Origin of the sequence: Nodosilinea sp. LEGE 07298 (genome assembly GCF_015207265.1) — a bacterium.
GTDB lineage: Bacteria > Cyanobacteriota > Cyanobacteriia > Phormidesmidales > Phormidesmidaceae > Nodosilinea.
Genome location: NZ_JADEXE010000076.1, coordinates 1 through 24,119, shown reverse-complemented (window position 1 = coordinate 24,119; position 24,119 = coordinate 1). Strand labels below are relative to the sequence as shown.

The window sequence follows — 24,119 nt, the reverse complement described above, 5'->3', positions numbered from 1 at the left end:
CCCATCCACCCGCCTGCCCATCCACCCATCCACCGACCTACTCCCCACGCTCTTCCTCCAACCATCGTTCATACAGATCAGGTCGTCGCTGCTGGGTGCGATCGATCTGCTGCTGCCTGCGCCACTGGGCGATCGCCTCGTGATTGCCCGATCGCAGCACCTCCGGCACGTCCCAACCGCGAAAGCTGGCCGGGCGAGTGTACTGGGGGTAGTCGAGCAGCGGCGTCTCAAAGCTCTCGTAGCGCAGCGAGTCGGTTTTGCCCACGGTACCGGGCAGCAGTCGCACCACGCCGTTAATCAGCGCCAGGGCCGGAATTTCACCGCAGGTGAGCACAAAGTCACCCAAAGAAACTTCCCGCGTAAGCAGGTGGCCAACCCGCTCGTCGACGCCCTCGTAGTGGCCGCAGATTAGCACCAGCTGATCGAGTCTGACCAGGTGGCGAAACAGATTTTGGGTCATGGCTTCGCCCTGGGGGGTGAGCAAGATCACCTCGCGCTGGGGCAGCACTGGCAGCGACTCGACCGCCGCAAAGATCGGGTCGGGCTTCATCAACATGCCAACCCCGCCGCCGTAGGGTTCGTCGTCGACCCGGCGGTGCTTATCCGTTGTAAAGTCCCTTGGGTTGGTAAGATGAATTTCTGCAATTTGGCGTGCCAGGGCTTTACCAATCAGCCCTGACTCCAGGGGAGATGTAAAAAAGTCTGGAAACAGGCTGACAACGTCTATTCTCAGCTGGGAAGCCCCGGGGATGCCAGTTGTCATAGCCTAGACTGCTGAGGCCCTAAGACCTGATGGGTTGGATCAACGTCATCCAGTCCAGAAGTAGAGTCCTGATTTGTAGGCAAACTACAGATTTTCAAGCTGGACTTGGTATATAACGCTCTCTATCATGCAGTAATCGAGTCTAGGTAGCAATTCTCGTCCCTTTGTTGAGCGGCCCATGTCTCCCGTTAAGCACCACGCTATTCTGGCCATTGGCGGCGCAGAAGATAAAGTCCACGGTAAAGAAATTCTGCACACCTTTTTCGAGCGGGCTGGGGGGACAGCAGCGACGATTGGGATCATTCCCTGCGCTTCGCGGGATCCGGTGGCGATTTCGGCTCGGTACCAGCAAATTTTTGCCGATATGGGTGCCCCAGAAACGGTGGTGATGGATATTCGCGATCGCGCCCAGGGCGAAGACCCTAGCTGGAAAACCATCGTCGAACCCTGCACGGGAGTATTTATTACCGGCGGCGACCAGGTGCGGCTGTGCGGGCTGCTGGCCGATACGCCTTTAATTGATGTGGTGCGCCAGCGAGCCCAGCTGGGCGAAATTACCCTGGCTGGCACCAGCGCTGGAGCAGCCGTCATGGGCCACCACATGATTGCCGGGGGCGGCAGCGGCGAGTCGCCCAACCGATCGCTAGTGGACATGGCGATTGGGCTGGGGTTTGTGCCCGAGGTAGTTGTCGATCAGCATTTCCACAACCGCAACCGCATGGCCCGACTGATGAGCGCCATGGCCATGCAGCCCAACCGCCTGGGCCTGGGCATAGACGAAGATACCTGTGCCCTATTTGAGAGCGACGGCAGCTTTGAGGTGATTGGCAAAGGGGTAATTGCCGTGGTCGACCCGGCCCATATGACCCACACCAACGAGCCCGACATTTCGGCGGCCGACCCGCTCAGCATTCACGGACTGCGGCTGCACCTGCTGGCCCACGGCGATCGCTTCGATATTCATCACCGCAAAGTAATCGCCGCCGCCGCCAAGAGCTGACCGTTAGGGCTCGGGAATCTGATCTAGCTGCCAGACTCGAATGTAGGGTTGTTTGCCGCCGATGGTAATGATTTGGCCGTTGGGCTGCACCGTAAAGCGCCAGATGTCGGTTTCAAAGCCTTGTATGCGCTGAACAGGAGCTTGTTGCTGCAAATCCCACACAAAGATGGTTTTATCGGCGTCGGCGCTCCAGAGGCGAAGCCCCTCTATGCGCAAAGTATTGACGTAGCTTTGGTGGCCTTCGAGTTTGGCAAACTGGGCCTTTGAGGCCATATCCCAAAGCAGAACGTTCTTGTCTGCCGAAGCGCTGATCAGGGTGGCATCGTCATCAGTGATGTCGATACGGTTGATAAAGCTGGTATGTCCCTCAAGGGTAGCGGGGGCGATCGCTCCCGCCGCCCCGGCCTCCTCCAAGCTGGCCAAATCCCAAAGGTGCAGGCTTTTACCCGCACTGATCAGCATGCTGTTATCGCGGGTGAACAACAGATCGTTCAGGGTGCCATCGGCTTGCAGAGTATAGTTGGGTCCGGCCATCGACATGCCCGAGAGATCGAGCGCACCTGTATTGTCAATCAACGGCCACAGCTTAATCGTTCCTTCGCTGTCAGCACTGACCAAGGTTCTACCGTTACGGCTCACCTCCAGGGCGCGAATGGGGGTGCCGTGAGCATCGTCAAGCTGCCCCAGGGGGCGACCGTCGGGTAGCGACCAAAAACGAATACTGCGATCGTCGCCGGTGCTAATCAAGGTCGTTTGGTCAACAGTGGTGGTAATGGCCTGCACCACATTGCTGTGGGTCAGGCGATGGCGCTCACTATTCGTCTCTAAATCCCAAATTCGAATCGTATTGTCCGCGCTGGCAGACACCAGGGTTTTACCGTCGCGCAGCAGCAGCAGATCGTAGATATCAGCGGTGTGCCCAGTCAGTACCGCAACCGGACTAACGGTCAAATCCGTCAGGTCGGGGGCAGTGACCCCAAAATTATTGGATAAAAGGGGCGGTGCCCATCGACTCAGGGCATACCAACTCAAAGGTACCGCTAGAGCTAGTCCAGTCAGCCCCGCCAGCAGCCAGGGGCGCTGATCAAACCAGGGGGGTAAAAAGCTGCGCGTGGGTTCAGCAGGGTCAGGTATGGTCTGCGCCCCATGGGGGTTGAGGGTGGTCATGGGCCAGGCGGTAGGAGTCTTGCCCTTGGTCGAGCGAGGCAGGCCCGATACTTGGCGCGATCGCACCTGGGCCAGATGCTCCAAAATCATGGCCGTGCTCTGGGGTCGATGGGCCGCCGCCGGGGCGATTAGGCTATCGACTAAATCAGCCAGGGGAGCCGAAATTTGCGGGGCCAGGGGCCGCCACATAAAGGCATTGGTGCGCGAGTTGTAAATGGTCGCGTCGTTGGGCAGTTTGGCCGTCATCAAATAAATTAGCGTGCGGCCGAGGGCATAAAAGTCAGACTGGGGCACCGCCTGACCCTGCTCCTGTTCCGGTGGCGTGTAGCCCGCCGAACTCACGGTCGTAATGCCGCTGTCGCCCAGGTTAGCCATATAGGTCTGAGTCATCTCGCGGGCCGCGCCAAAGTCGACTAGCACCAGCTGCCCAGAAGGGCGCAGCATAATGTTTTCGGGCTTAATGTCGCGATGAAAGTAGTTGTGCTGGTGGACCAGATCCAGCACATCGGTGAGCTGGGTGAGCCAGAGCATAGCCTGCTTTTCGCTGATGGGATGGTTGCCCTGCTGCACCATCCACTGCTTCAAATTGGGGCCTTCAATTTTCTCCATCACCAGGCAGTGCAACGGCTCGGTGACATCTGCTGAACTATCTACTGGGCCGCTGGCTGGGTAGTAGAGAAAGTAGCCTTCGGGCTCTACCCGAGGCACTCCAGGATGGTTGAGCTGGCTGAGAACCTGAGCCTCGCGGCGAAACAGCTCAACCACCTTGTCATTGGTGTTGTAGCCCTGTTTCAGCACCTTGAGAATCTTGGGCACGTTGCGCTCGTAGGCCTCGTACACGCGGCCAAAGCCACTGTCGCTGCTGATTAAACGCATCACCCGGTAGCGGCCTTGCAGTACCAGATTCGACCCACAGACTACGCAGGTAGAGCGGCCTCCGTTATCGGGATGATTAGGCTGACGACAACCTGGGTTAATACAAAGACTCATGGTCGACGTTAAAAATGCATTCCCTGTGTAGCACTAGTGTTCCACGGAATGCGGGTGGTTGATCTCCCCTACGGGCTTTCTTTGCAATTGATTGAGGGGCAATTGATTAAGGGCTCAGACCATCAGAGATACAGACAGGGGCAGGGGTTTGGCAAAGGCCTTAGACAGCCTTCGCGGCAGGTTGGGATAATGATATTCCTGCCGCCGCGATCATGACTAAGCCGATGGCTCCCACCATCGCCAGAGTGAGTGTTTCGCCAAGCCATAAAAAGCTGAGTGCAGCTGCGATCGCAGGTTCTAAGCTCATCAACACCCCAAACACATTGACCGGCATCCGTCGCAGAGCCGCCATTTCTAACGAATAGGGCAGAGTCGAAGCCAGCAGCGCCACCCCCAGCCCCAGCAGCAAAATATGGGGCGACAGCAGCGCCCGGCCCTCGGCCAGCACCCCTACGGGCAGTAGCAGCAGTGCCCCCACCACCATAGACAAGGCCAGCCCCTCACCGCCGCGAAACGCCTGCCCCATGCGAGCCGACAGCATAATGTAAGCACCCCACGCGACCCCCGCTAGCAGCGCCATCAATACCCCCGCTCCATCCAGGGCAGGGGTATTGAGGGGCGACAGCAGCACAATGCCCACCGCCGCCAGGGCTACCCACAGCCCGTCGAGCCAGCGACGCGAGTGCAGCAGCGCCACGGTCAGCGGCCCCGAAAACTCCAGCGCCACGGCAACGCCAATCGGAATACGGGCGATCGCGCAGTAAAACAGCGCATTCATTACCGCCAGCGACAGCCCAAAGCTGACCAGCAAGCGGTAGTCTCGAAGCGAATGCCCCCGCCAGCGAGGGCGGCACCAGGCCACCAAAACCAGAGCCGACAGCCCCACTCGCAGCAGCACCATTCCCAACGGCCCCACCTGGCCAAATAGACTCTTAGCCAGGGTTGAGCCCAGCTGAGTTGAGGCGATGGCGGCTATGACTAAACTAGGGGCAGGGGGGGTAAACCCAGACAGCCTGGGCAGTAAAGACTTGGGTGACAAGGGTAGGGTTCCTAGGGCGATCGGATCAGGTAGAGTCTCCCAACTCTAGCGCCTCTGCCCCATCGCGCCTACCGATAGCATCGATAGCCCAATATGAGCAGCGTGGATAGGTAGCGGTGGCTAGTGCGCCGAGGACACAAGTCACTGCCACTAGCCAAAAATAGGGCAGTGCACTGGCCTACAGCACAGATAGATAGAATCAACAGCCGGATGGCCGTACCGTCCGGCGACTTGGTTTGGCCCTGGTTTTAGCTATGATCCGCTTTAGGCTAACTATCACTTTTTCGTTGCCCTGCCCTTGGGTAACGGTACTTACGTCCCAGGATTTTTCCCATGACTGCTTTTTTGGCTCTTGCCCCCGCCCTGCCCCAGGGCCTTTCTCAGATCTACCAGCAAGTGAGTCAGTGGGTGGCTAGTGTCGTTACCGCCGTGGGCAGCTACCTGGTGGCGATCGGTCACAGCCTGTCCAGCTTACCCGCCCAGATACCTGCCATTGATGCGCCAGCGGTCTGGCACCTGGCTCTGTACTGGCTGCTGGTGCTGGTTATGGTAGTTGGCGTAATTGGGGCCGTTGTACCCGCCCTGCCTGGCATCACGCTGATTGTGGGAGCCATGATTGTGTGGGGGCTAGTGGCCGGGTTTGTCGGGCTCAAATGGGCCTTGGGCGTAGCGATCGCAGCCCTCATCCTTAGCTTTGCCATCGATTACCTGGCCGGGGTACTGGGAGCGCAGCGAGTCGGGGCCAGCAACTGGGGCCAAATTGGCGCTTTTATCGGCATGTTTTTGGGCCTATTTGGCCTGCTTCCCCTTTTGCCGACGGGCATTCCTTTACTGGGGCTGCTGGTAGGTACGGTGCTAGGAGCTTTTATTGGCGAATTTTTGCACCGTCGCGAGCTCAAGCTCCCCCGGCGCATTAAGCAGTCGGCCAAGGTAGGCTTGGCCATTGTCGTCGGCACGCTAGTGGGCAATATTTTGCAGGGTGTGCTGGCCCTGATTAGCCTGGTGGTCTTTTTGGTCACCACCTGGCCCGGCAACTGGGCCTAAGCGATTAGCTCTCCAGTGGCTTTAGCCCTGCCAGCAGCGCCATTTCCAGCCCTTTCCAGTAGCAATCTACATCCTCAAAGCCAGCCGATCGCAACCAGCCCAGCTGAGTTTCCACATCCAGCCGTTAGCCAGCAGGTAGTTAGAGGGGTCTTCGGATTCAGGGGTGATGGGATCATAGGGCGGTTGGTGGGGAGGGTGGTTGACATTGCCCGTCGTGCAGGGCAGCGATTTCGCGGGCGAGGGCAAAATCTAGGCTGGTGATGCCACCAGCATCGTGGGTGGTTAGTTGAATGGTCAAGCGGTTGTAGGCGATCGCTACGTCAGGGTGATGCCCCAGCCGGTCAGCCGGTTCGACCAGGCGCTCCACAAAGGCAACCGCTGCGGCGAAGTCGGTAAATTGACACGCCGTTTCCAGGCGATCGCCTGCCTGCGACCAGCCTGAGGGTATAGCCTCATTACCTGAAGCTGATAGGGCAGCGGCTGGCAGGGCCGCACTTCCAAGCAGCAGAGAGCCTAGCCCCAACGCCCCTACCGCCAGACTAAGGCAACAACGCCTAGGAATACTGCCGCTCACTGGGCTACGCTTTGCGCTCAAAATCATCAATTACCGTCCTTGCCCAGCTCTAGATATGGAGCCATTTCGCACCTGCATAAACTATTTGTAGCGCAACCCTGTCAAAACCACGCCTCATAAGCCCTTCCAAAGGGCGATCGCACATTCCTGAAATCATCCCTCTTTTAAGCGGTTAACCAGGCCGTCGTCTAGACTGCTAAATCGGCACCTGCTCACCCAGTTGGTGCCTGATTGATACCCGATCTACGACTGCTAAGAACGGAAGGATCGACTTGAGCCAAATTGCGGAGGTATTCCTGTACCTCCGCAATACTACGGGCTTTTTGTCTCGTTCAGGAGTTTTTTTCGAAATAAAGCCTCAATTTTGCCGGCTTTCTCGGTTGCGATCGCAGGCCTATTTCTCTTAAACAATCACACCCACGTAGTTATACTGACTCACTTTACCTTTAAGAAAAGAATGATTTCTTAGATCATCTTTTTTAGGGGTCAAGCCCCTCTTATAAGTTTTTTAGCGCTTAGCTAAACTTAACTCGTTGAGGCGTAAGCGATTAGTTTTAGACCTTGTTTTCAAAACTTCCTACTACTAATCGATCAAACATCTCACCTGAACCAATGGCCAATTTGACGATGACTTCGTTGTAAATGGTCAATTGTTCAGAGTTAGAAAACGCCAGTTTAGGGTGCGAGGAAAAATGTCACGGGATGCGCTTGTTGTCGGAATCAATACTTATCAACATCTGCCTGAATTGCAGGCTCCGGCTCAGGATGCCGAATCAGTAGCGCGGTGTTTAGAAAGCTTTGGAGAATGCCGTGTGGTGCGGCTGCCAGAGGCCATCATCCACCAAAAGCCAGCGGTGAGCCATCGGAGTATGGTAACCACTGCCATTCTAGAAACGGCCCTAATTAAACTGTTTAAACCAGCGGGCAAAACCACCCCCCAAACCGCTATTTTCTACTATTCCGGCCACGGCCTACAGCGTCAGGCAGGCATTCAAGAAGGCTACCTAGCTACCAGCGACGCCAACCCTGCGGCGGGGCACTACGGACTGTCTCTACACTGGCTGCGGCGACTACTGCAAGAGAGCCCCGTGCGTCAACGGGTGATTTTGCTCGACTGCTGCAACAGCGGCGAGTTTTTTAACATGTTAGAGGCCGACCCCGGGGCTAGAGCAGGCACCGATCGCCTCTTTATGGCCGCCTCCCGAGAATATGAGGCGGCCTACGAAGCGTTGGGCAGCAACCACAGCGTCTTTACCCAGGCGCTGCTGGCAGGGCTTAACCCGTATAAAGTCAAGGGAGGCACAGTGAATGGCCACTCCCTCACCGATATGGTCAACCGCAAGCTCAAGGGTGAGCTTCAGCAGCCTCTATTCGAAAGCTCGGGCAGCGAAATTGTGCTGACCCGCCTGTCGGGCTACAGCGCCCCGGCCCAGGATACGCCACCGCCGCTGCTAGAACGCTTGCAGAAGTTGCGATACGGCTTTTGCCCGTTTCCAGGAGCAGCCCCCTTTGAGTCAGCCCACAGCGAACTCTTTTTTGGTCGCGACGAGATCACTCAAACCCTGATCAATCGAGTCAAATCGTCGCGCTTGTGCGTGCTTATGGGCGCTTCGGGGGTGGGCAAAACCTCACTGTTGCGGGCCGGGCTCATACCTCAGCTAGCCAGCCCTAACAGCGAAACAGTTTGGGATGTGCGCTACACGACCCTCCAGGCATCACCCCTGGCCAGTTTGGCAGAATTATTTGTCGATTCTGATATAACGGGTCTGCCACGGGCCGAGCAGTTGCGCCGGGCAGAATCGTTTTTGCAGCAGGGAGCAACGGGGTTTTGTCAGCTGGTGCAGGCCGTGGTAAGCGAGCGTGACCCCAACCATCGTCTGGTGCTGGTGCTCGACCAGTTTGGGGCTTTGCTAGGTCCTGCGCCCAGCTCAGAGCGCGATCGCCACCTGGTGATCGACTGCCTAACCACCGCGATTCAGCAGGAGCACCTGCCTCTGCACCTGGTGCTGGGGCTGCGATCGCACCATTTGGTAGACCTGGCCGATTGGCCCACGTTTCAGGCCCTCGTTTCAACCCACAGCCTGATCGTCCCGACGATGACCTACAACCAGCTCAAGGCCACCATTGTTGGCCCCTTAGAGAAAACGGGACTGCGCTACGACGCCAACCTGCTCTATACCCTACTGCTCGACCTGGTCAACGCTCCCGCCGATCTGGCCCTGCTGCAAATCCTCCTAAAAGAACTCTGGCTGCGACGAGAGAACACCCCCACCGCCTCAGAACCACCCCACCTAACTCTGGCTGCCTACGTCGAAATGGGCGGCGTTCGTCACCTGCTCAACCAGCGGGCCGACGACCTCTACCAAAGCCTGTCTACCGCTGAGCAAGCGATCGTCCAGCGTATCTTTTTAAGCCTCTGCGACTTAGGCGATGGCGCTACCGCCACCCGTCGATCGGTCTCGCTACCCGAGTTAGTAACCACCGCTATGCCCAAGGCAGCCGTAGTGGCTACCCTAGAAAAACTGCTGGCCGCTCGCCTCGTAGTGGCCCACCATGGGCCAGAGCTTGATCAAGCGGCTGCGATCGCTGTACCGGGTTGGCTGCCATCTTCATTGCCATCTAATTCACTATTATGCGAGTCATCTCCCTCGCGCCCACTGGCCCCAATATCGTTGCCGTCAATGACATCAGCCATGGCGGCGAATAACCAGCCTTCGGCAACCAGCAGCCTGGGGCTAAAGAGCCCAACCGGAGCCGCTCACGATGCCTGCTTTGACATTGCCCACGAGGCCCTGATTCGCAATTGGTCCCTGTTGCAGCAGTGGTTGAGCAGCTATGGCCCGACGGTGCGACAGCAGCGAGCGATTGAAATTGCGGCTCAGGAGTGGCACCAGCAGCAACAACCCGACCATCCCGACTACTTTTTGCCCAAAACCCGTCTCCATGAAGCCAAGGGCTTTAGGCAGGCGCACGGCGAGCAGCTCTCGGTAATGGCGAGCGGTTATCTAGACGCCTGCGATCGCTATACCAAGCGCTGCTGTCGCCAGCGTTATCTGTTGCGTCTGCTCATTCCCCTCAGTATGGCCACCGGTATGCTGACCGCCTACGGCCACAGCTATATCAGCCAGCCCGAGGCTAAGCTAGCCCTGGCTAAGGCGTCTAGTCCTTCTGCTAGCGAGATCAGACCGTCGTTTACCCTGGTCGAAACTACACCGTCTACAGAACAAGAAGACCGTGCCACCCCAGCAAGCACGACCTCAACCAGCACCCACGCCCTCGGATCGCCCCAGGCTGGGGTCGTGCGCACCGATGTCTTGACCCTGGCCTCAGCCCTATTGAGCCCATCCACCCAAGCGCAACTGCGGGCCGCCCCGCAGCTACCGGCCAACCTGATGCCGTCTGCTCAGGGCTTTGCCAGCAGCAGCCCTGCCCCAAAAGCCGTAGCCTCGTCTCAACCCGCTAATCTGCCCTCGGCTAACCAGGTGGTCAAACTCCAGTCCTGGTGGGTTTCTCCCAGCGACCCATCGGTAGTGATTCAAATTTGGTGTACCAGTGCCGACGCCGAGCCGGTGTGCTTTACATCTACCGCCGCCCATAACAACTAGCGGGCCAGGCTGCTGTCGGCTAACGCCAGACTCAACCCTTGGCCATAGCCTAAGGAAAGAAAGCTATCCTAGTCTTCGTGGCTTAAGCGAGCGATGGAATAGAGTATGCAAATTTTGTCGGTGGCGCTGCAAAACTTCAAGACCCACCGCGATCGCTACTTTGAGTTTCAGCCCGGCACCAACGCTATTTGTGGCGAAAATGGGGCTGGCAAAACCAGTATTTTAGAGGCGATCGCCTGGGTCCTCTTCAACTACCAGGGTGACTACGCCAAAGAAGATCTGATTCGCAACGGCAGCGGCAGTGCCCAGGTAACGGTAGCGTTTACCTCCAACTACGATGGCCGCACTTATCAGGTACAGCGCTGTACCCAGCGGGGCTACGCCCTATTTGACCCTCAGCTCAACGAGCGCCTGCCCTATACCCGCATCAAAGACGAGGTGCTGCCCTGGCTGCGTCAGCACCTGGGCGTAGGGCCGACGACGAACCTGCCCCAGCTCTTTGCCCGCACTTTAGGGGTGCCCCAGGGCACCTTTACCGCCGATTTTTTGCAGCCTGCTGAACACCGCAAGGCCGTATTCGACGCCATTCTCAAGGTCGAAGACTACAAGCTCGCCTTTAAGCAAATGAACGCCCTGCGCCGCTATGCTGAAGACCAGGTCGAGGCGACCAAAGCCGAAATTGCCCAATACAACGAGTCTTTATCAACCTGGGATGACCTGCATCAGCGGCAGCAGACCCTTCAGCAGGGCATTGCCACCAGCGAGCAGCGCCTAAACACGCTCACCACCACCTTAAACACGCTGCAAACTCAGCGCGATACCCTCAAAGCCCTGGCCCAACAAGTTCAAACCCTAACTCAGCAGCGTCAGGGACTGTTGCACCAGCGCGAGGCCAAGCAGGCCAACCAGGCTCGGCTACAGCAGTCGATGCAGCAGGCTGAGCAGGCGATCGCCCTGTGCCAGACCCATCGAGCCGCCTATGAGGGCTACCAGGCGATCGAGCAGACCCTAAAGGCGCTGGCCCAGCAGCAGCGGCAGCGCCAAACTCTCCAGAACGAGGACCAAACGCTGCAAAAAGCTCAAGCTCAAAAGCAGGTAGAGCTGGCCCGCTGGCAAATCCAGCTGGAGTCGTTTACGGCTACCGAGAAAGAACTGACCCTGCTGCAGCCCCACATCGCTGCCCAAACTGAGCTGGAAGCCCGGCGTCAGAACATTCAGCAGCAGCTAGAGCAGCAGCAGCGGTGGCAGTTGCAGCGGCAGCAGGTGCAGACTCAGTATGACCAATTCACCCAGCAGCTTGCCCAGGCTGTAAAGACCCGCGATCGCCTGAGTACGCTGCAGCCCAAAGTAGAAGCAATCGCAGCGCTTGAAGAACAGCGCGATCGCCTGCAGCAGCAGCTGAGCCGAATTGCCGCCGCCCGTCAGTTTGAGGCCGAAATTAGCGCTCTAGTCACAGCCAGTCAGCGCCAGGGCCAAACCCAGCAGGCCGAAATCAAGGCCGTACTCAGCGATTTAGCGAGTTTGGCCAACAGTCTGCCGCTGCTATCTAGTGAAACCCTAAACCGCTTAGAGCAGGCTCTCCAAGGTACCGCTGCCCTACACGACTCGCTAGTAACCGCGCTGGAGGTTATTCTGCACGACCTAGCCGACCAAACCGACGAAACAATCCTTAAAACATCGCTCAAAACGGTAGAAGGTGATCTCAAGCAGCACTACGGCTGGCAAGCCGAGCTAAAACAGCTGGATGGCGTAACGACCCAGATAGAGCAAATTCAGCAGTCGCAGGCAGCCTTGTCGCACCAGTTAACTACCCTCACCCAACAGCTAGCCGACCAGCCAGCCATAGAAACCGCTCTGGCCGCTGTAGACAGCGACCTCAACAACCTGGGCCGACCGCGAGAAAAAAGCCAAATTTTAGAGCGTACCCTGCAAGACAAACCCCGAGTAGAACAGGCCTACACGGCTCAGACGACAGCGTTGGCAAGCCTCAACCAGCAGATGCAGGCGCTGACCGCCCAGCTAAAAGACTTTGCAGACCTAGACCAGCACTTGACCCAGGCCGAGGGCGATCGCGCTAAATACCAAACCGGTTACAGCATCTATCTGCAAAACCAGCAGCTAGCCAACCAGCATCCCCTACTCAAAGCCGAGCTAGCCGCCGCCCAGGCCGACTTAGCCCAGGTACAGCAGCAGCAGGCCGAGCTAGAGAATACCTACCAGGCGGCCCTAGCCAGCTTCGACCCCGAAGCCGCCGCCACCCTCGAAACCACCTACAGCAACGTAAAATCGGAGGCCGACCAGCTAGCCGGTAGCCTGCCCCAGCAGCAGCAGCGCTTAACCGATCTCAACCAGCAAATTGCCGCTCTTCAGGCCCTTGCTCAACGCCGCGATGCGGTCAAGCGGCAGCTTCAGGGCCGAGAAAAGACCAAGCGATTTATTACCTTTGCCCGCAAGGCTTACAACGAGGCTGGCCCGCGCATCACCGAGCAATACGTGCGCAGCGTTTCTCAGCAGGCCGATCGGCTGTTTCGAGACCTGCTCAACCGCCCCAATGTGGCTTTAGAGTGGAGCCGCGACTACGAAATTTTGGTGCAGGATGGCCCTAACCAGCGGCGTTTTGTCAACCTGTCGGGGGGAGAGCAGATGTGCGCCGCCCTGGCCGTGCGACTGGCTCTGCTCAAGGTGCTAGCCGACGTCGATATTGCCTTTTTTGATGAGCCTACAACCAATATGGATCGCCCCCGGAGACAGGGTCTAGCAGAAGCGATTGGCCGCATTAAAACCTTTCAGCAGTTGTTTGTGATTAGCCACGACGACACCTTTGAGCAGGTAACCGAAAACGTGATTGTGGTAGAACGCGAGGCCTAAGCCCAAAAAAACCGCCCCCTATCCGGGAGCGGTTGAGAGTAGGAGCCTACAGGAAAAACTTTTAAAGGTCTGACCTTAGCGATTCACAAGGAGGTAGTGGCCTACAGCGAGTTGCTGGTAAAGGCATCACCGCTATAAGCAGGGACGCGATCGCCAAAGTCGGTCGATTGCCCAGTCACAGACTGAGCCAACTGGTCAAACGAAGCCGAGCGCCAGTTGCGCTCGTGAATAGGCTTGCTTTGTTCGCCACGAAAATAGGCCTGGGTACCAATCAAAGCAGCGGCGACCCAGCCAACGACGAAGAGTGAAATGAGTAGAGCAGTCATGGATGAACCTCCAGTTCAAAAGGGTGACAGCTAACAAAACGCGCTGCTTACCGGAGCCTCAGATACGCAATCTGTGCAGTCGCATTTCGCTTTATGTAAATCAATGTAAATCAAATGTAACAGAATGTCAAATTTAGTTGCGTCTTTTTATGGCAGGTGGTAATCCTTTAGTGAAATCCATGTCGCCATCATTGGTCCAAAAGCATCCGAAATCCGTTGAGCCACTCGGCTCAAAAGATACAAATATTCAACGCTACCTAGTTAAAAAGTCTGTGAAACCCCCTACGATAAAGTTAGGGAATGTGCGCCAATCCCCTCATTGGCAAAGGGTTTCAGGTATTTGGGATGAGCGCATCTATCATCTATTGCACAAAGGCGATCGCAGACCAGCGATCGCAGCTTTTACCCTTCTCTACCCACACAGTCCATGCCATCCCGCAGCCGTTATTCCCTTGACGTGTTGAACCAACGCTATAGCCGAGGTCAGCTTCGGTTTCAGCATCTTGACCTTCGCAACCTTTCCCTAGAGGGCATCAAAATGCCCTTCATAGAGTTTGTTGACTGTAACCTCCAGGGCCAAAACCTGATTGGGGCTTTCATGCCTGGGGGAGTGTTTTCCCACAGCTGTCTACATAAAAGCAAGCTCAACTGGGCCAACCTGATTGGCAGCGACTTTTTCTTAGCTGACCTATCGGGTGCTCAGCTCAATCGCGCCATGCTTTCGGGTGCCAAGCTGGTAGGGGTTAATTTGCAGAACGCTAGCCTCAAAGAAGCGGTGCTAACCGGCAGTGACCTACGAGGGGCCAACTTAAAGCGGGCCAACTTACGAGGGGCCAACCTCAGTAATGCCAACCTCCAGGGCGCTGACTTGCGCGGGGCTGACCTGACCGGGGCCGACCTCAGCGAGGCCTCACTGGTGGGCACCCTCATGCCCGATGCCACCTATGTTGACTATGGTGTCGAGCTTCTGCCAGCTGGGTCGGAGTAGCTAAACGGCTTAGCGACCCTCAACTTGTGGCTTTGCCCAGAAGGCAGCTCAGTGCAGCGCGCCCCCTACGCCACCAAACAGCACCAGCGACAGAAAGAAATCAACAATGAACAGGCCCACCCAAGTGGTGACTACAGCCGAAGTGGCGGCCTGCCCTACCGATCGACTGCAGGTAGTGGTCAACCCCCAGGTGCAGCCCGCTAGCGCCACAATCGACCCAAATAACACCGACTTGATCAGTACGGCAATCAGGTCGTTGAGCACCATCAGCGATCGCACTGAGTCGAGAAACTGGCCAATCGGCATCTCATAGAAAAAGAAGGCTACCCCTGCCCCACCGACAATACCCAGCACTAGCCCTAGCACCGTCAGCACCGGCAGCATAATGCAGCAGGCAACGACTCGGGGCACCACAAGGTAGTCTACTGGGTCGGTGCGCAACATTTTAAGGGCATCAATTTGATCGGTCACCTTCATACAGCCAATTTCAGCAGCGTAGGCGGTACCAACCTGACCAGCCATAATGGCGGCCGTGAGAATAGGCGCTAGTTCACGACAAAAGGCCATTGCAAAGGCTCCGCCTAGGGCATGTATAGCGCCAAACCGCTCTAGTTCACGGGCGGTTTGAATGGTAAAAATCATGCCAGCAAAGATGTTAGTTAGCAGTACGGGCGTTAGCGTTAGTGGCCCTGCTGCGACCATTTGCTCCAGAGTGCGCTGGCGATCAACCCCACAGCGCAAGATGCGCATTATCACCTGCCCTCCCAAAAAGCAGGCCATTGCAATGTGGTAAGGGCAAGATTTTTGCCGTGCCGCCTGCACGACCCTAGGACCAGGCTGAGGACCACAGTCAGGATGGGCTGATGCCGACGGAAGAGACAGCCGCACGGCTTTGTGGTAGGCCTTAACCATGGCAATAACTCATTGAATTAAGTCGGGCAGACGCAGCAATCAAGTCTAGTGTGCCCTACTCCCGGAGATCAGCCGATCGCGGGCTAGATAATCTACATGAAGACCACACAGGGGTAAAAATGCCTTTTCTATAGGCATGACTAAACCTAGAAGAACTTAAATAGTGCTGCCCCTGCAAGAAAGGACCACTCCTAAAAGCCTCTAGCAATAGGTGATAAAACTGACACTACCGTACAGAGTCTTTTAAGCGTTCTGGACTTTCTGCGGATAGTTTTTACATTCTTGCGCTAGCTGACCTTGTTTCTGTCAGCCATGGATCCACCAAGCCTAAGGGCTAGAAGACGCCTTAAACTAGCACTTTGCCAAATTAGTACGTTTTTAGTACGCATCCAGACCCTGTCATGGTACACTTGTATTAATCGCTTGGGACTTCATTTACCAAGGCCTAGGGACTAGCTCTGAGCCTGGGTTTTGCAGGCTTACGACTGCTGTTTTCGTTCATGTTTGCTCTCCTTTGGGGTACAGCACAGTGGATTTACAGAGCATTCAAACCAAACTTATTCATAGGGTTAATGCCCTTGGCCAGACTGAAGCCGATGTACAGGTTGACTGGGCCGGGGAGCCATCCCCCATCGAGACCAACGTCCCGCCTGCCAGGGGAACTCGACCTAGAGCAGATTTTTCAACTGCTGTAGATACGCTGCAGCAGCGGGCTGAGCAAGGGGGGGCCGAAGGTAATAGTTTTATGGCTGGCGCAGCCGCGTCTGCTGAAGCTTACGTACAACAGCTCAGCGCCATTGCCTACAAAATTAATCAAATTTCAACGGAGCAAGAGCAGGCGATCGCAGAAATGCAGATGATTCAAGCTCACTTAGCTCAGGTTTACCCTACCGTTAATCACCAGGGCCAGCCCGTCACTCCGCCTTACCTCGATGCGCAACGAGCCGTTATTGCCTCAGCGGAGGTTGATAGCTGGGGCAATGTGGTGCTCGCATACCGAACCATTACTCCATTAACCGCTTCGGAGACAGCGTCGCGCCGCCCCACGGCTGGCCAGGCCTATCGTTTAGCTACCCCTTTGCGCAACAGCCATAGCCCTGCGTCGTCCTCGGCTCGCGGAGCCTGGAATGCTTTGGTAAGCGATGTAGAGGCCCTCGGCCAGGAGCCTGCTCAGCTCTTGGCCCAGCTAGGTCGCACTGTTTGGGGTGTGGCGCTAGATGTAGCTCGCTGGATTAGGCCTAGCCCGGCGAGACCCCAAACAGCCCAACGTACCTCCGGCCAGCGACCCAGTGGCTTTGACCAAAGCAGTCGAGGTGGGTCGCTGTCATGGGTAGACAGCATGCTGTGGTTTGGGGGTGGAGTCATCGGTCGACTGGCCTTAAATTTACTGATTGGGGCTTTTCCAGCGCTGTGGTCGTTGGCTGTAGCCGCTATCACCGCAATGACGGCTTACGCTTTGTACCGCGCTACCCTAGCGCCTAAATTGGCCTTTGGGCCTGCTCTACGCGTAGCTTTAGCGGTGCTGGGGCTGATCGTGGGTGGCCAGCTCTAGGGCCACTCATCCCAGGCCATCCCTTTTGTTGTTGAGGTTTAAGGAGGCAGGTTATGGTTTCGATGCATCAGTCTGGGGGTGGCGTTACCCTGGCTACCGCCAAGCCGTTTATTGCTGGCGGACTTATGCTGGCCATTGGCCTACTGGCCATTGATGACAGGGGAATGGGTCGCTGGCTGACAGCAGCCCGTCCAAAAACCGCTCCAGGGTGCGAAAAGATTGTGCAAAGCAACGCCCAGCTCAGTCGTGAGCAGTTGGCCAAGCTCTTAGTAGTACCCGAGCGCGACCCTAAAGAAAATGTGCGCAAGATTGTGGCCGAGCCTTACTGTAGCTTGCCTCAGCTTCAGGTGCGATCGGGGGTAGTCTCGGAGCGAGAGGCCTACCCTATGGCCTGGGATCCGTCTGTTCAGCTCGTAATCTTGTACGAAAATGACGAATACGCTGGCTATCGCTTTCGGTTTCAATAGCGGGATGGCGATAGTGGGCAGCTTTGGACTGAGGCGATGGTCAAAGACCGACCCCAAGGGGCGATCGCAGTGGTTGAGGCGACCTCTTGCCGCTTGGCAGTTTCCCTGGGGCTTAGCTAGGGCGCTGGGAAAACTGGCAATCAGCCTGGGTTCAGGTCTGCTACTAGCCAGTCTGACTAGCTGCCGCAACCTGGCCCCAGTGGTACCCCGACAGATTGTGCTGAAGCAATCGTGGGAGATCGAGTCGGGCGATCGCGTGGCCGGGCAGTTGGTCACCGGCAGTCTGGGCGACATATCGGTACGACTGCGCGGTACCCGGCTGCGGGCTCCCTTTGCCGGGCAAGTCGAACTGGCTGCTAAAGGCTTTCACTGCATTTACTTTTCCACTCCGGAGGTACCTGCCTACCTGTTTCGCTACTGCGGGGTTAGACAACCCCGGCTCGGTATGGTCCAGGCTGGGGAGGTGATGGGGCACGGCCGACAGATCCACTTTGCCACCCTCCGCCGCCAACCCGACGGTGCCTGGGCCATTGTCGAACCCTCCGATCGCGTTCTAGAACAATCCCTCAATCAGCCGCCGCCTGCCCTGCGTTTTTAGCGGCCAAGTTTAGCGCCCCGAGTTTAGCAACCCAAGAGCTTTGTTTAGGAGCTGCGATCTGCGATCGCGCGACCTAGCTTTTTTTCTTAAACCCCCTACTGCACTTCGTCTTTGCCCCATGAAGCTCCACCCCAACCTGCTAGCGGCCAGCTCTCTACTGGCGATCTTAAGCCCCTCAGCGGTACGCGCCGACGATGGTGTTCTCAGTTTTGAGCTTTCGCCGCCCCAGTGGGCTGAATCCACCCCTGCTACCGAAGCCATAGCCATTGTGGTCGCGCCCGATCCTATCAATCAACCGTTGCCCATTCCTGCTAGGGCGGCCAATCCACCCATGCGTTACCACTCGCCCCAGCAGCTGCCCGCTGGGGTTTACCGGCGTGGGGTAGCCGTTGCCCTCAACGAAAGCTCTGCCGCAGCCCTGCTTCCTCCAGCCCCACCACTGCCAGCCAGTGCAGTCATGGTTGCCTCGGCCCCACCCGAGCCCAAACCTGCCCCTGTGCCAGAGGCAAAAGCAGAACCGGAACGACTGGCTCTAGATTTTGCGGTCGAGCCTTCAGCCGCTGTAATCGCCATGGCTGAGGCCAAGTTGGTAAAATCCCAACTGCCAGCCGATCCGCTACCCGGCCTGTTTGTGGGTAACTCCGACTCGTTGGTTGCCCGAGCTGTGGGCAGTGCCGAGGGCACCCGTACCCCCAATGGTGCCATTAACCCTGCCTATTTTGGCCACACGGACCCCGGCAACCGGGTGTGGAATATGGGTACTTTTTCTTACCAACACGGGGCCAAAACCCCCGAAGAAGCTGACCAGAAACAGCTGGCCCGCCTGAAAAACCAGGGAGACGTGCTGCGGCAACGAGCGCTCCAGCACGGCCTGAACCTAACGCTCGAAGAAACTCTCAATGGCCTCGACCTAGCCAACCAGTCTCCCCTAGCCGCAATTGGTCGAGTGGGCTACATTGAGCGCCTGGCCGAAGCAAAAGCTAGTGGCTTTGAGGGGTCTGAGGCTATTTTGGTCGCCCGTACCCGTTCTTACATCAACCCCAACACGGGGCGGTGGAATGCTCCTGGCCTGGGCAATACCGAGACCAGCATTCGCCGTGACCAGCAGCGGCGGGCCAATGCCGTCGCTCAAGCGATCGCCGCCTATGAAAGCCAAAATCCGCAGCTTCAGGCCCAAGCCTGGACGCTGACCCCGAGCCCCGAGCCTGCTACCGAAGATTTAGTCGCCCTAGCCAATACCCAGGCCGAACCCGTAGATGATTTCCTGCAAATGTGGACGTCTCCCAGTGACCCTGTAGCCCAGGCCGCGACCGCTGCCGACTCGGCCCTAATGGGCCAAGCAGCTGAAGCTGAAGCTGAAGCTCAGAGCGAGGATGCCCCCAGCCTGGCCTCTCCAAATGTCGCCACCGGCGATCGCGTTCTAGCCGCCCTTTGGCAGTTCACGATGGATAAGGTCTCTCCCCTCGGTCTAGATGCCGAGAGCGAGTCGGGTCCGCAGGCCGCCTCCCTAGCCGGAGTGCTATTCAACCACAACACCAGCCCTGCTCAGCCCCAGGATAAGGCCTCAGAAGCTGAGGCGGCAGACGAGTCGACTACAGAATCAGCTTCCCCAGCCGTCCTAGAAGCCCCGGTAGAGGTAGCTGGCTCGACTGCGATCGCACCACCCACCTGGAGCGAGGTGCGCGAGGGTAACCAGAGTAATCCAACCGCTGAAGCCGTTCCTGGGGCCTTTCCTGACAGCACTATATACGCTCCCGCAGCACCCGCTGAGCCACCAGTAACCGAATCGTCGCTAGCTGAAGTGGCTCAGGCTGAACCGTCCACTCCAGCGCCTGCGGCTATGCCCGATTCTTTGGTAGCTGAGCCTGAAACTGCACCTACCGCAATTCCTTCTGCAGTTCCTGCAACGCTAGCCCCTGAAGGGACTAGCGAGAACACTCCCATGGCAGACCGGCCCACCTCGCCGTTAGAAACGCCCGCCCCTACTCAATTGGCTCTTGATCCTAAAACAGACGCGATTAACCCGGCTCCAGACATGGTTGAACCAACTCCATTTGCTCCTGCACCTGGAGACAATACTGTACTGAGCTTCGACAAGGTTGACGCAACCGAAGCTCTCTCCGCTGAAGCATCCCTGCCAAGCGCCAGCGATGCCATTCCAGCCGAAATTGTTCCTGTAACTGCCAATCCTTCAAACGCAGATCAGACCCTGGCAGCTGAGCCAGAGGCTCCCGCATCGGCTCAAGATCCTTAAAATGCTTTAAGCTATTTCTAAATACAGAGCGGTAGATGGGGAACTTTCAGTATCGTACTGCTACGATAGCTCTAACCGATTGAAGCGCTTTCAGCACCAGCTTTTGGCATTAATGGGCTTGTCAACAACTCACCATCCCAGCATGTTGCTGACTGAGAATACTTGCGATCGCCGGGTTAACCGCCCAGCCGCCGCCGTAATGGTTCTTTCTGCCGACTTTGTAACCCTCTTATGTGGAGCAAAACACGATAAAGATTGGAGGGTTGTTCTCAAGAATCCGCTGCTATGTCTTTACCGACGCCTAGCATAAAAGAATCCTGATCGTTAATTGCTAGGCCCATGCCGAAGCCCGATATCCCCGCACTGCCCAATGATCTCTCTGTCCTGGACTTAACCAGCGGCAGCGAAGCCGTTGATAGCCGCCTCAACGCGGCTCAAATGCTGTCTTTGATCGACAGCATTTTGCCTTTCGAGGCCTGCCTGTACCACGAAATTATTCCCCTCTCTGTAGAGTCAAGTTGTTTACACCTAGGCATGGTAAACCCTACCGATACCACTGCCGTCGACTACGCTCGCAAACAGGTTTCATTCATTCACTGCTCAGTAGTATCGTGGCCTGTTTCCTCTGACTGGCAGCGAAAAATGCTCTCTAAGTATTTGAGCTATGCGTCCCGCACCAAACCCCGATCACAGGCTCCAGCCACCAATCCTCTATCTCCCCAAGCAGCCCCGTCCAGCGATGAGCTGTTGACCTTTATCGTCGATAGCCCTGACCATCTTCAGAGCGATCGCCCCGCTCAGCCAGCCACGGCTTCACGCCCAATCATCCCACCCCCTGTGGCTCCAGAATCTCACCCCCTGAGCATCACCCTCAACTCTGCTCTGGGCCAGATTCCCCTCAATCAGCTCCATCGCCTACCGCCGCCTCAGCTGACTCAGGCGCTGCTTAACCAGGTGCTGACCGAAGGCATTGGTCGACTGTACTTGGAGCGTTATCCGACCCAGGGACGCGTGCTTTGGAGCAAAGACGGCGTGGTGCAGGCCGCCCTAGATGACCTTAGTTCTGAGCAAATTCAAAGCGTCATCAACGAACTCAAGCGCCTGACCCACCTGCCGTTGCTACCCACCAGCCAGCCTAAACAGGCTGACATTGAACGACTCCATAAGGGCGATCGCGTGCTGCTGCGCCTGCGCTTAATGGCGGGCACCCATGGCGAAGAGGCTACCCTGCAAGTGCTGCGGGGTGCAGCCCTAAAATTCTACGAGCAGCAGCAGATTCGACAGCTAGGAGAAGAGGCATTAGGCGTCGCCCACACTCTGCAAAAGCGGATTAGCGCCATTCGGCATCGTGCCCAGCAAACGCTTACCATCGAGGCACCTTCGGCCCGCACCCTCGATGACCTGATGCAAATGCTCAAAACCATGGAAGAGCAGATTGAACAGATTATCGAATCGTCTGCTCAATCGGACGCCTCAAAACTACTCTGAGTAGAGACTAAAAACAAGGCCGTAAAGCAGTCAGGAAAAGTTGCCAAATCAGGCTTTTTCCTTTAGCTCTTCAAGTTCTTGACTTCTAGGCTTGGTTGCAACCAAACGCTTAAAGGCTCTAGCGCTCTGACTTAGCCCCCCAGGCGCTCGTCACGCGACCAAAGTTCACCCTAAACTCGTCTAGCCCTAGCAGCCTCCCAGGACGACCTTCATCCCACGATGCCGAAAGCACGCCATAGGTCAGACCAATTACCCCCAAACCAAAACAGCCTAGGGTAACCAACAACACAAAATAGGACGGCAGCTCAACGACCTGATTGACCACTAGATAGTAGCTAACCACAAATGTCAGCACACCCGACGCTGTAGGCATGCCAGAAAATACCAGCATACGCCGCAGCATACGATTACTAACCTCTTCTGGAATAGCGGCTGACGCACTGGCAGCTTTCTTAGAGGCTATTTTTTTGGCAGACGTTGACGGCTTGACCGCTTTTGTCGCCGGAGCAGGGGCTGACTTAGCTGATTTTTTAGCCTCTTTAGCAGGCTTATCAGCCCCCTTGCCAACCGGCTCAAAAGGCAGTCGCTTGCGGGAAGACTCCGGGGCCATAGGGCTACACGATTACAACAAGCAGTACCGTAACCTAGCTAAGTCCGCTGGCTTAGCCGCGAATGCCCAGCTTTTGGATTAGCGCCCGGTAGCGCTCAGAGTCTTGCTTTAGCAGGTAAGCCATCAGACGCTTACGGTGGCCAATCATTTTGAGCAGGCCACGGCGCGATGAATAATCTTTTTTGTTCTTTTGCAGGTGAGCACTGAGCTGATTGATGCGATCGGTGAGCATGGCAATCTGCACATCAGCAGAGCCAGTATCGGTGTCGTGCACCTGATAGTCGGAGATAAGTTCCTGCTTGCGCGCTTGCAACAGAGTCATGGGACAGACAGCTTCTCTAAAAGGATTACTTTGACCAGGATTTTTCACTATAGCACAGGGGTTGCCGTGCCAATCTAATCTGCTTTAGGGATGCGCTCGATCCAGGAATTGATCACAGAGCAAGCTTGGCCAACCGTCGGCAAACAAGGCAGCATCGTGCCCCTGGGCATCACTGGCTCAGCCACGCGATCGCCTCACGTACCCAGCTTTCAGGATCCGCTGACTTTTGCAGGGTAGAGTTTTGCCCCACCGCCTGAAGCGCCTTGAGAATTTCGTTCTGGCTGTAGCCCAGAGCGGTAAGGGTGACTTCTACCTCTTCATACAGGGTTGGTACTGGCCCAGCACTGGGCACCAGCCCCACTCCCGACTGAGTTTGCCAGTCTTGCAGCTTGGTTTTTAGCTCTAGCACCAGGCGCTCTGCGGTTTTGCTGCCCACCCCCGGTGTCCGCGATAGCAGCCGCGTGTTGCCGCTGACGACCGCCTGGGTGAGTTCGGCTTCGCCAAGCGTATCAATTAGAGCCAGGGCCATCTGAGGACCAATGCCGCTAACGCTAATCAGCAGCCGAAATAGGTCGCGTTCCTGGCGCTGGCCAAAGCCAAACAGAACGGCCTGGTCTTCGCGAAAGTACAGATGGCTAAAGAGTTGTACCACCTCACCAAGAGGAGGCAGGAGGGCAAGCTGCCGAGCCGGTACCTGTAGGTCGTAGCCGACCTGGTTGACATCGAGGGTGACCAGTATTTTGTGGCTGCCAGGTTTTTGAATATCGGCCAGCATCCCCTTGAGGTAGCTGATCATGAGTCGGCGGCAGGCTTTTTGGGGGAACGAGGGCGATTTGTCATGCGATCGGTGCCAGCATCAGAGCGCGCCTCGGGAAGGGCTGCACTCGGGGGCGCACTCTTACTTTTCGGTCGCTGGGTGGGGGCAGGCGTTTCTTTAACAGGCTGTAGATGGCTACGACCGTTTTGAATAATGCGCAGCATCTGTGAAAGCTGCTGTTCTACGTTAGAAAGCACCTGATCAGCATAGACATCGGCCTCCTGCTGAATCATGTCTTGCTCTGTCAAAGCCTTCTGCCGCAAAGACTCCCATTCTCGCTGGGCCTGAATCTGCATTTGCTCAATGTCGCCCATGACCTGGGTGCGCAGGCCATCGCAGTCTTGCTGGGCCTGGGTTTTGATTTGCTGGGCCATTTGCTCAGCCTGTCGCACAATACCCAGTTCATCTAGGATTTGAGCCGCCTGTTGCTCAGCCGCTGCAATTAGTTCTTGTGCATAATGTTCGGCCTCGGCCATGAGAGCGTTGCGCTGCTGCAAAATTTGAACCGCCTGGCGAAAGGCCGGAGGCAGATCGAGGCGAATCGCATCAAGTTGGTCGAGCAACTGGTCTTCATCGACCAGAGTGCGACCACTGAAGGGGATCCGGGGGCTGGCCAGGATAATTTCTTCTAGCTTGTTGAGATCTTGTTGAATATCAATATCGCCAGGGTTAGGCAGTGCCGCTCCCGCATCTGCTGCCTCTACAGACAATCCATTGGCTTGGGCACCGATGGAC

General features: G+C 56.7%; 20 protein-coding genes and 1 pseudogene. 10 read left to right on the top strand and 11 right to left on the bottom strand.

The window, feature by feature from the left end:
- Positions 1 to 37 precede the first annotated feature (37 nt).
- Positions 38 to 763 carry a tRNA (guanosine(37)-N1)-methyltransferase TrmD gene (trmD, locus tag IQ273_RS12575; RefSeq protein WP_228052924.1) on the bottom strand — a complete coding sequence of 242 codons (726 nt, stop codon included), beginning with the start codon at positions 761 to 763 and terminating at the stop codon, positions 38 to 40.
- Between the two features lie 178 nt (positions 764 to 941).
- Between trmD and IQ273_RS12570 the strand changes: the two genes are divergently transcribed.
- Entirely contained in the window at positions 942 to 1,763 is an 822-nt protein-coding gene (locus IQ273_RS12570) for a cyanophycinase (protein WP_194023511.1), read from the top strand.
- 3 nt (positions 1,764 to 1,766) lie between these two features.
- On the opposite strand, the gene IQ273_RS12565 is transcribed toward IQ273_RS12570, so the two are convergent.
- Complete coding sequence (locus IQ273_RS12565; RefSeq protein ID WP_194023510.1) at positions 1,767 to 3,920, bottom strand: serine/threonine-protein kinase; 2,154 nt, start codon at positions 3,918 to 3,920, stop codon at positions 1,767 to 1,769.
- A 160-nt stretch (positions 3,921 to 4,080) separates the two neighbouring features.
- A complete protein-coding gene (locus IQ273_RS12560; RefSeq protein WP_194023509.1) occupies positions 4,081 to 4,959 on the bottom strand; it encodes a DMT family transporter in 879 nt (292 codons plus the stop codon).
- Positions 4,960 to 5,505: 546 nt separating this feature from the next.
- Here IQ273_RS12560 and IQ273_RS12555 point away from each other — a divergent pair.
- Complete coding sequence (locus IQ273_RS12555) at positions 5,506 to 6,003, top strand: DUF456 family protein (protein WP_194023516.1); 498 nt, start codon at positions 5,506 to 5,508, stop codon at positions 6,001 to 6,003.
- A 4-nt stretch (positions 6,004 to 6,007) separates the two neighbouring features.
- Here IQ273_RS12555 and IQ273_RS35765 read toward each other — a convergent pair.
- Both IQ273_RS35765 and IQ273_RS12545 read right to left on the bottom strand, forming a co-directional pair.
- A pseudogene (locus tag IQ273_RS35765) lies at positions 6,008 to 6,124 on the bottom strand (methyltransferase); the annotation flags it as partial.
- Positions 6,125 to 6,175: 51 nt separating this feature from the next.
- Positions 6,176 to 6,604, bottom strand: coding sequence for a 4a-hydroxytetrahydrobiopterin dehydratase (locus tag IQ273_RS12545; protein WP_194023508.1), 429 nt, complete (start codon positions 6,602 to 6,604; stop codon positions 6,176 to 6,178).
- A gap of 665 nt (positions 6,605 to 7,269) precedes the next feature.
- On the opposite strand from IQ273_RS12545, the gene IQ273_RS12540 reads away from it, so the two are divergent.
- Together IQ273_RS12540 and IQ273_RS12535 are read left to right on the top strand one after the other, a co-directional pair.
- On the top strand, positions 7,270 to 10,182 hold the full coding sequence (locus IQ273_RS12540; RefSeq protein ID WP_194023507.1) for a caspase family protein: 2,913 nt from the start codon (positions 7,270 to 7,272) through the stop codon (positions 10,180 to 10,182).
- 105 nt (positions 10,183 to 10,287) lie between these two features.
- Positions 10,288 to 13,050: an AAA family ATPase gene (locus IQ273_RS12535; protein ID WP_194023506.1), complete on the top strand. Its 2,763-nt coding sequence runs from the start codon at positions 10,288 to 10,290 to the stop codon at positions 13,048 to 13,050.
- 101 nt (positions 13,051 to 13,151) lie between these two features.
- On the opposite strand, the gene IQ273_RS12530 is transcribed toward IQ273_RS12535, so the two are convergent.
- Positions 13,152 to 13,376: a photosystem II protein, Psb35-related gene (locus tag IQ273_RS12530; protein ID WP_194023505.1), complete on the bottom strand. Its 225-nt coding sequence runs from the start codon at positions 13,374 to 13,376 to the stop codon at positions 13,152 to 13,154.
- Positions 13,377 to 13,803: 427 nt separating this feature from the next.
- On the opposite strand from IQ273_RS12530, the gene IQ273_RS12525 reads away from it, so the two are divergent.
- Positions 13,804 to 14,364, top strand: coding sequence for a pentapeptide repeat-containing protein (locus tag IQ273_RS12525; RefSeq protein WP_194023504.1), 561 nt, complete (start codon positions 13,804 to 13,806; stop codon positions 14,362 to 14,364).
- A 48-nt stretch (positions 14,365 to 14,412) separates the two neighbouring features.
- Here the strand turns inward: IQ273_RS12525 and IQ273_RS12520 are convergent, their stop codons facing one another.
- The gene (locus IQ273_RS12520; RefSeq protein WP_194023515.1) at positions 14,413 to 15,144 is read right to left on the bottom strand and encodes an MlaE family lipid ABC transporter permease subunit; all 732 of its coding nucleotides are present in this window, start codon (positions 15,142 to 15,144) and stop codon (positions 14,413 to 14,415) included.
- A 661-nt stretch (positions 15,145 to 15,805) separates the two neighbouring features.
- Here IQ273_RS12520 and IQ273_RS12515 point away from each other — a divergent pair.
- The 5 genes from IQ273_RS12515 (at position 15,806) to IQ273_RS12495 (ending at position 21,635) form a co-directional block, all read left to right on the top strand.
- Entirely contained in the window at positions 15,806 to 16,828 is a 1,023-nt protein-coding gene (locus IQ273_RS12515) for a hypothetical protein (RefSeq protein ID WP_228052917.1), read from the top strand.
- A 53-nt stretch (positions 16,829 to 16,881) separates the two neighbouring features.
- Positions 16,882 to 17,295, top strand: a complete 414-nt coding sequence (locus tag IQ273_RS12510) for a hypothetical protein (RefSeq protein WP_228052915.1) — start codon at positions 16,882 to 16,884, stop codon at positions 17,293 to 17,295.
- A 13-nt stretch (positions 17,296 to 17,308) separates the two neighbouring features.
- Positions 17,309 to 17,893 (top strand): hypothetical protein, encoded by a 585-nt coding sequence (locus IQ273_RS12505; protein ID WP_313898098.1) that lies wholly within the window; start codon positions 17,309 to 17,311, stop codon positions 17,891 to 17,893.
- A 118-nt stretch (positions 17,894 to 18,011) separates the two neighbouring features.
- The gene (locus tag IQ273_RS12500; protein ID WP_194023502.1) at positions 18,012 to 20,147 is read left to right on the top strand and encodes a hypothetical protein; all 2,136 of its coding nucleotides are present in this window, start codon (positions 18,012 to 18,014) and stop codon (positions 20,145 to 20,147) included.
- A 339-nt stretch (positions 20,148 to 20,486) separates the two neighbouring features.
- The gene (locus tag IQ273_RS12495) at positions 20,487 to 21,635 is read left to right on the top strand and encodes a hypothetical protein (protein ID WP_194023501.1); all 1,149 of its coding nucleotides are present in this window, start codon (positions 20,487 to 20,489) and stop codon (positions 21,633 to 21,635) included.
- Positions 21,636 to 21,753: 118 nt separating this feature from the next.
- Here the strand turns inward: IQ273_RS12495 and IQ273_RS12490 are convergent, their stop codons facing one another.
- The 4 genes from IQ273_RS12490 to IQ273_RS12475 form a co-directional block, all read right to left on the bottom strand.
- Positions 21,754 to 22,245: a PAM68 family protein gene (locus IQ273_RS12490; RefSeq protein WP_194023500.1), complete on the bottom strand. Its 492-nt coding sequence runs from the start codon at positions 22,243 to 22,245 to the stop codon at positions 21,754 to 21,756.
- A 52-nt stretch (positions 22,246 to 22,297) separates the two neighbouring features.
- Positions 22,298 to 22,567 carry a 30S ribosomal protein S15 gene (gene rpsO, locus IQ273_RS12485; RefSeq protein ID WP_194023499.1) on the bottom strand — a complete coding sequence of 90 codons (270 nt, stop codon included), beginning with the start codon at positions 22,565 to 22,567 and terminating at the stop codon, positions 22,298 to 22,300.
- Positions 22,568 to 22,736: 169 nt separating this feature from the next.
- On the bottom strand, positions 22,737 to 23,363 hold the full coding sequence (gene ruvA, locus IQ273_RS12480) for a Holliday junction branch migration protein RuvA (protein WP_194023498.1): 627 nt from the start codon (positions 23,361 to 23,363) through the stop codon (positions 22,737 to 22,739).
- The coding region (locus IQ273_RS12475) for a hypothetical protein (protein WP_313898097.1) at positions 23,360 to 24,119 on the bottom strand (760 nt) is incomplete at its 5' end. The genes ruvA and IQ273_RS12475, both read right to left, overlap by 4 nt.

Coding starts and splice junctions, on each gene's coding strand:
- IQ273_RS12495 (WP_194023501.1), top strand. CDS start 20,487: ATGCCGAAGCCCGATATCCCCGCACTGCCCAATGATCTCTCTGTCCTG.
- IQ273_RS12570 (WP_194023511.1), top strand. CDS start 942: ATGTCTCCCGTTAAGCACCACGCTATTCTGGCCATTGGCGGCGCAGAA.
- IQ273_RS12525 (WP_194023504.1), top strand. CDS start 13,804: ATGCCATCCCGCAGCCGTTATTCCCTTGACGTGTTGAACCAACGCTAT.
- IQ273_RS12500 (WP_194023502.1), top strand. CDS start 18,012: ATGAAGCTCCACCCCAACCTGCTAGCGGCCAGCTCTCTACTGGCGATC.
- IQ273_RS12565 (WP_194023510.1), bottom strand. CDS start 3,920: ATGAGTCTTTGTATTAACCCAGGTTGTCGTCAGCCTAATCATCCCGAT.
- IQ273_RS12555 (WP_194023516.1), top strand. CDS start 5,506: ATGGTAGTTGGCGTAATTGGGGCCGTTGTACCCGCCCTGCCTGGCATC.
- IQ273_RS12540 (WP_194023507.1), top strand. CDS start 7,270: ATGTCACGGGATGCGCTTGTTGTCGGAATCAATACTTATCAACATCTG.
- IQ273_RS12535 (WP_194023506.1), top strand. CDS start 10,288: ATGCAAATTTTGTCGGTGGCGCTGCAAAACTTCAAGACCCACCGCGAT.
- rpsO (WP_194023499.1), bottom strand. CDS start 22,567: ATGACTCTGTTGCAAGCGCGCAAGCAGGAACTTATCTCCGACTATCAG.
- IQ273_RS12510 (WP_228052915.1), top strand. CDS start 16,882: ATGGTTTCGATGCATCAGTCTGGGGGTGGCGTTACCCTGGCTACCGCC.
- ruvA (WP_194023498.1), bottom strand. CDS start 23,363: ATGATCAGCTACCTCAAGGGGATGCTGGCCGATATTCAAAAACCTGGC.
- IQ273_RS12520 (WP_194023515.1), bottom strand. CDS start 15,144: ATGGCCTGCTTTTTGGGAGGGCAGGTGATAATGCGCATCTTGCGCTGT.
- IQ273_RS12530 (WP_194023505.1), bottom strand. CDS start 13,376: ATGACTGCTCTACTCATTTCACTCTTCGTCGTTGGCTGGGTCGCCGCT.
- trmD (WP_228052924.1), bottom strand. CDS start 763: ATGACAACTGGCATCCCCGGGGCTTCCCAGCTGAGAATAGACGTTGTC.
- IQ273_RS12490 (WP_194023500.1), bottom strand. CDS start 22,245: ATGGCCCCGGAGTCTTCCCGCAAGCGACTGCCTTTTGAGCCGGTTGGC.
- IQ273_RS12545 (WP_194023508.1), bottom strand. CDS start 6,604: ATGATTTTGAGCGCAAAGCGTAGCCCAGTGAGCGGCAGTATTCCTAGG.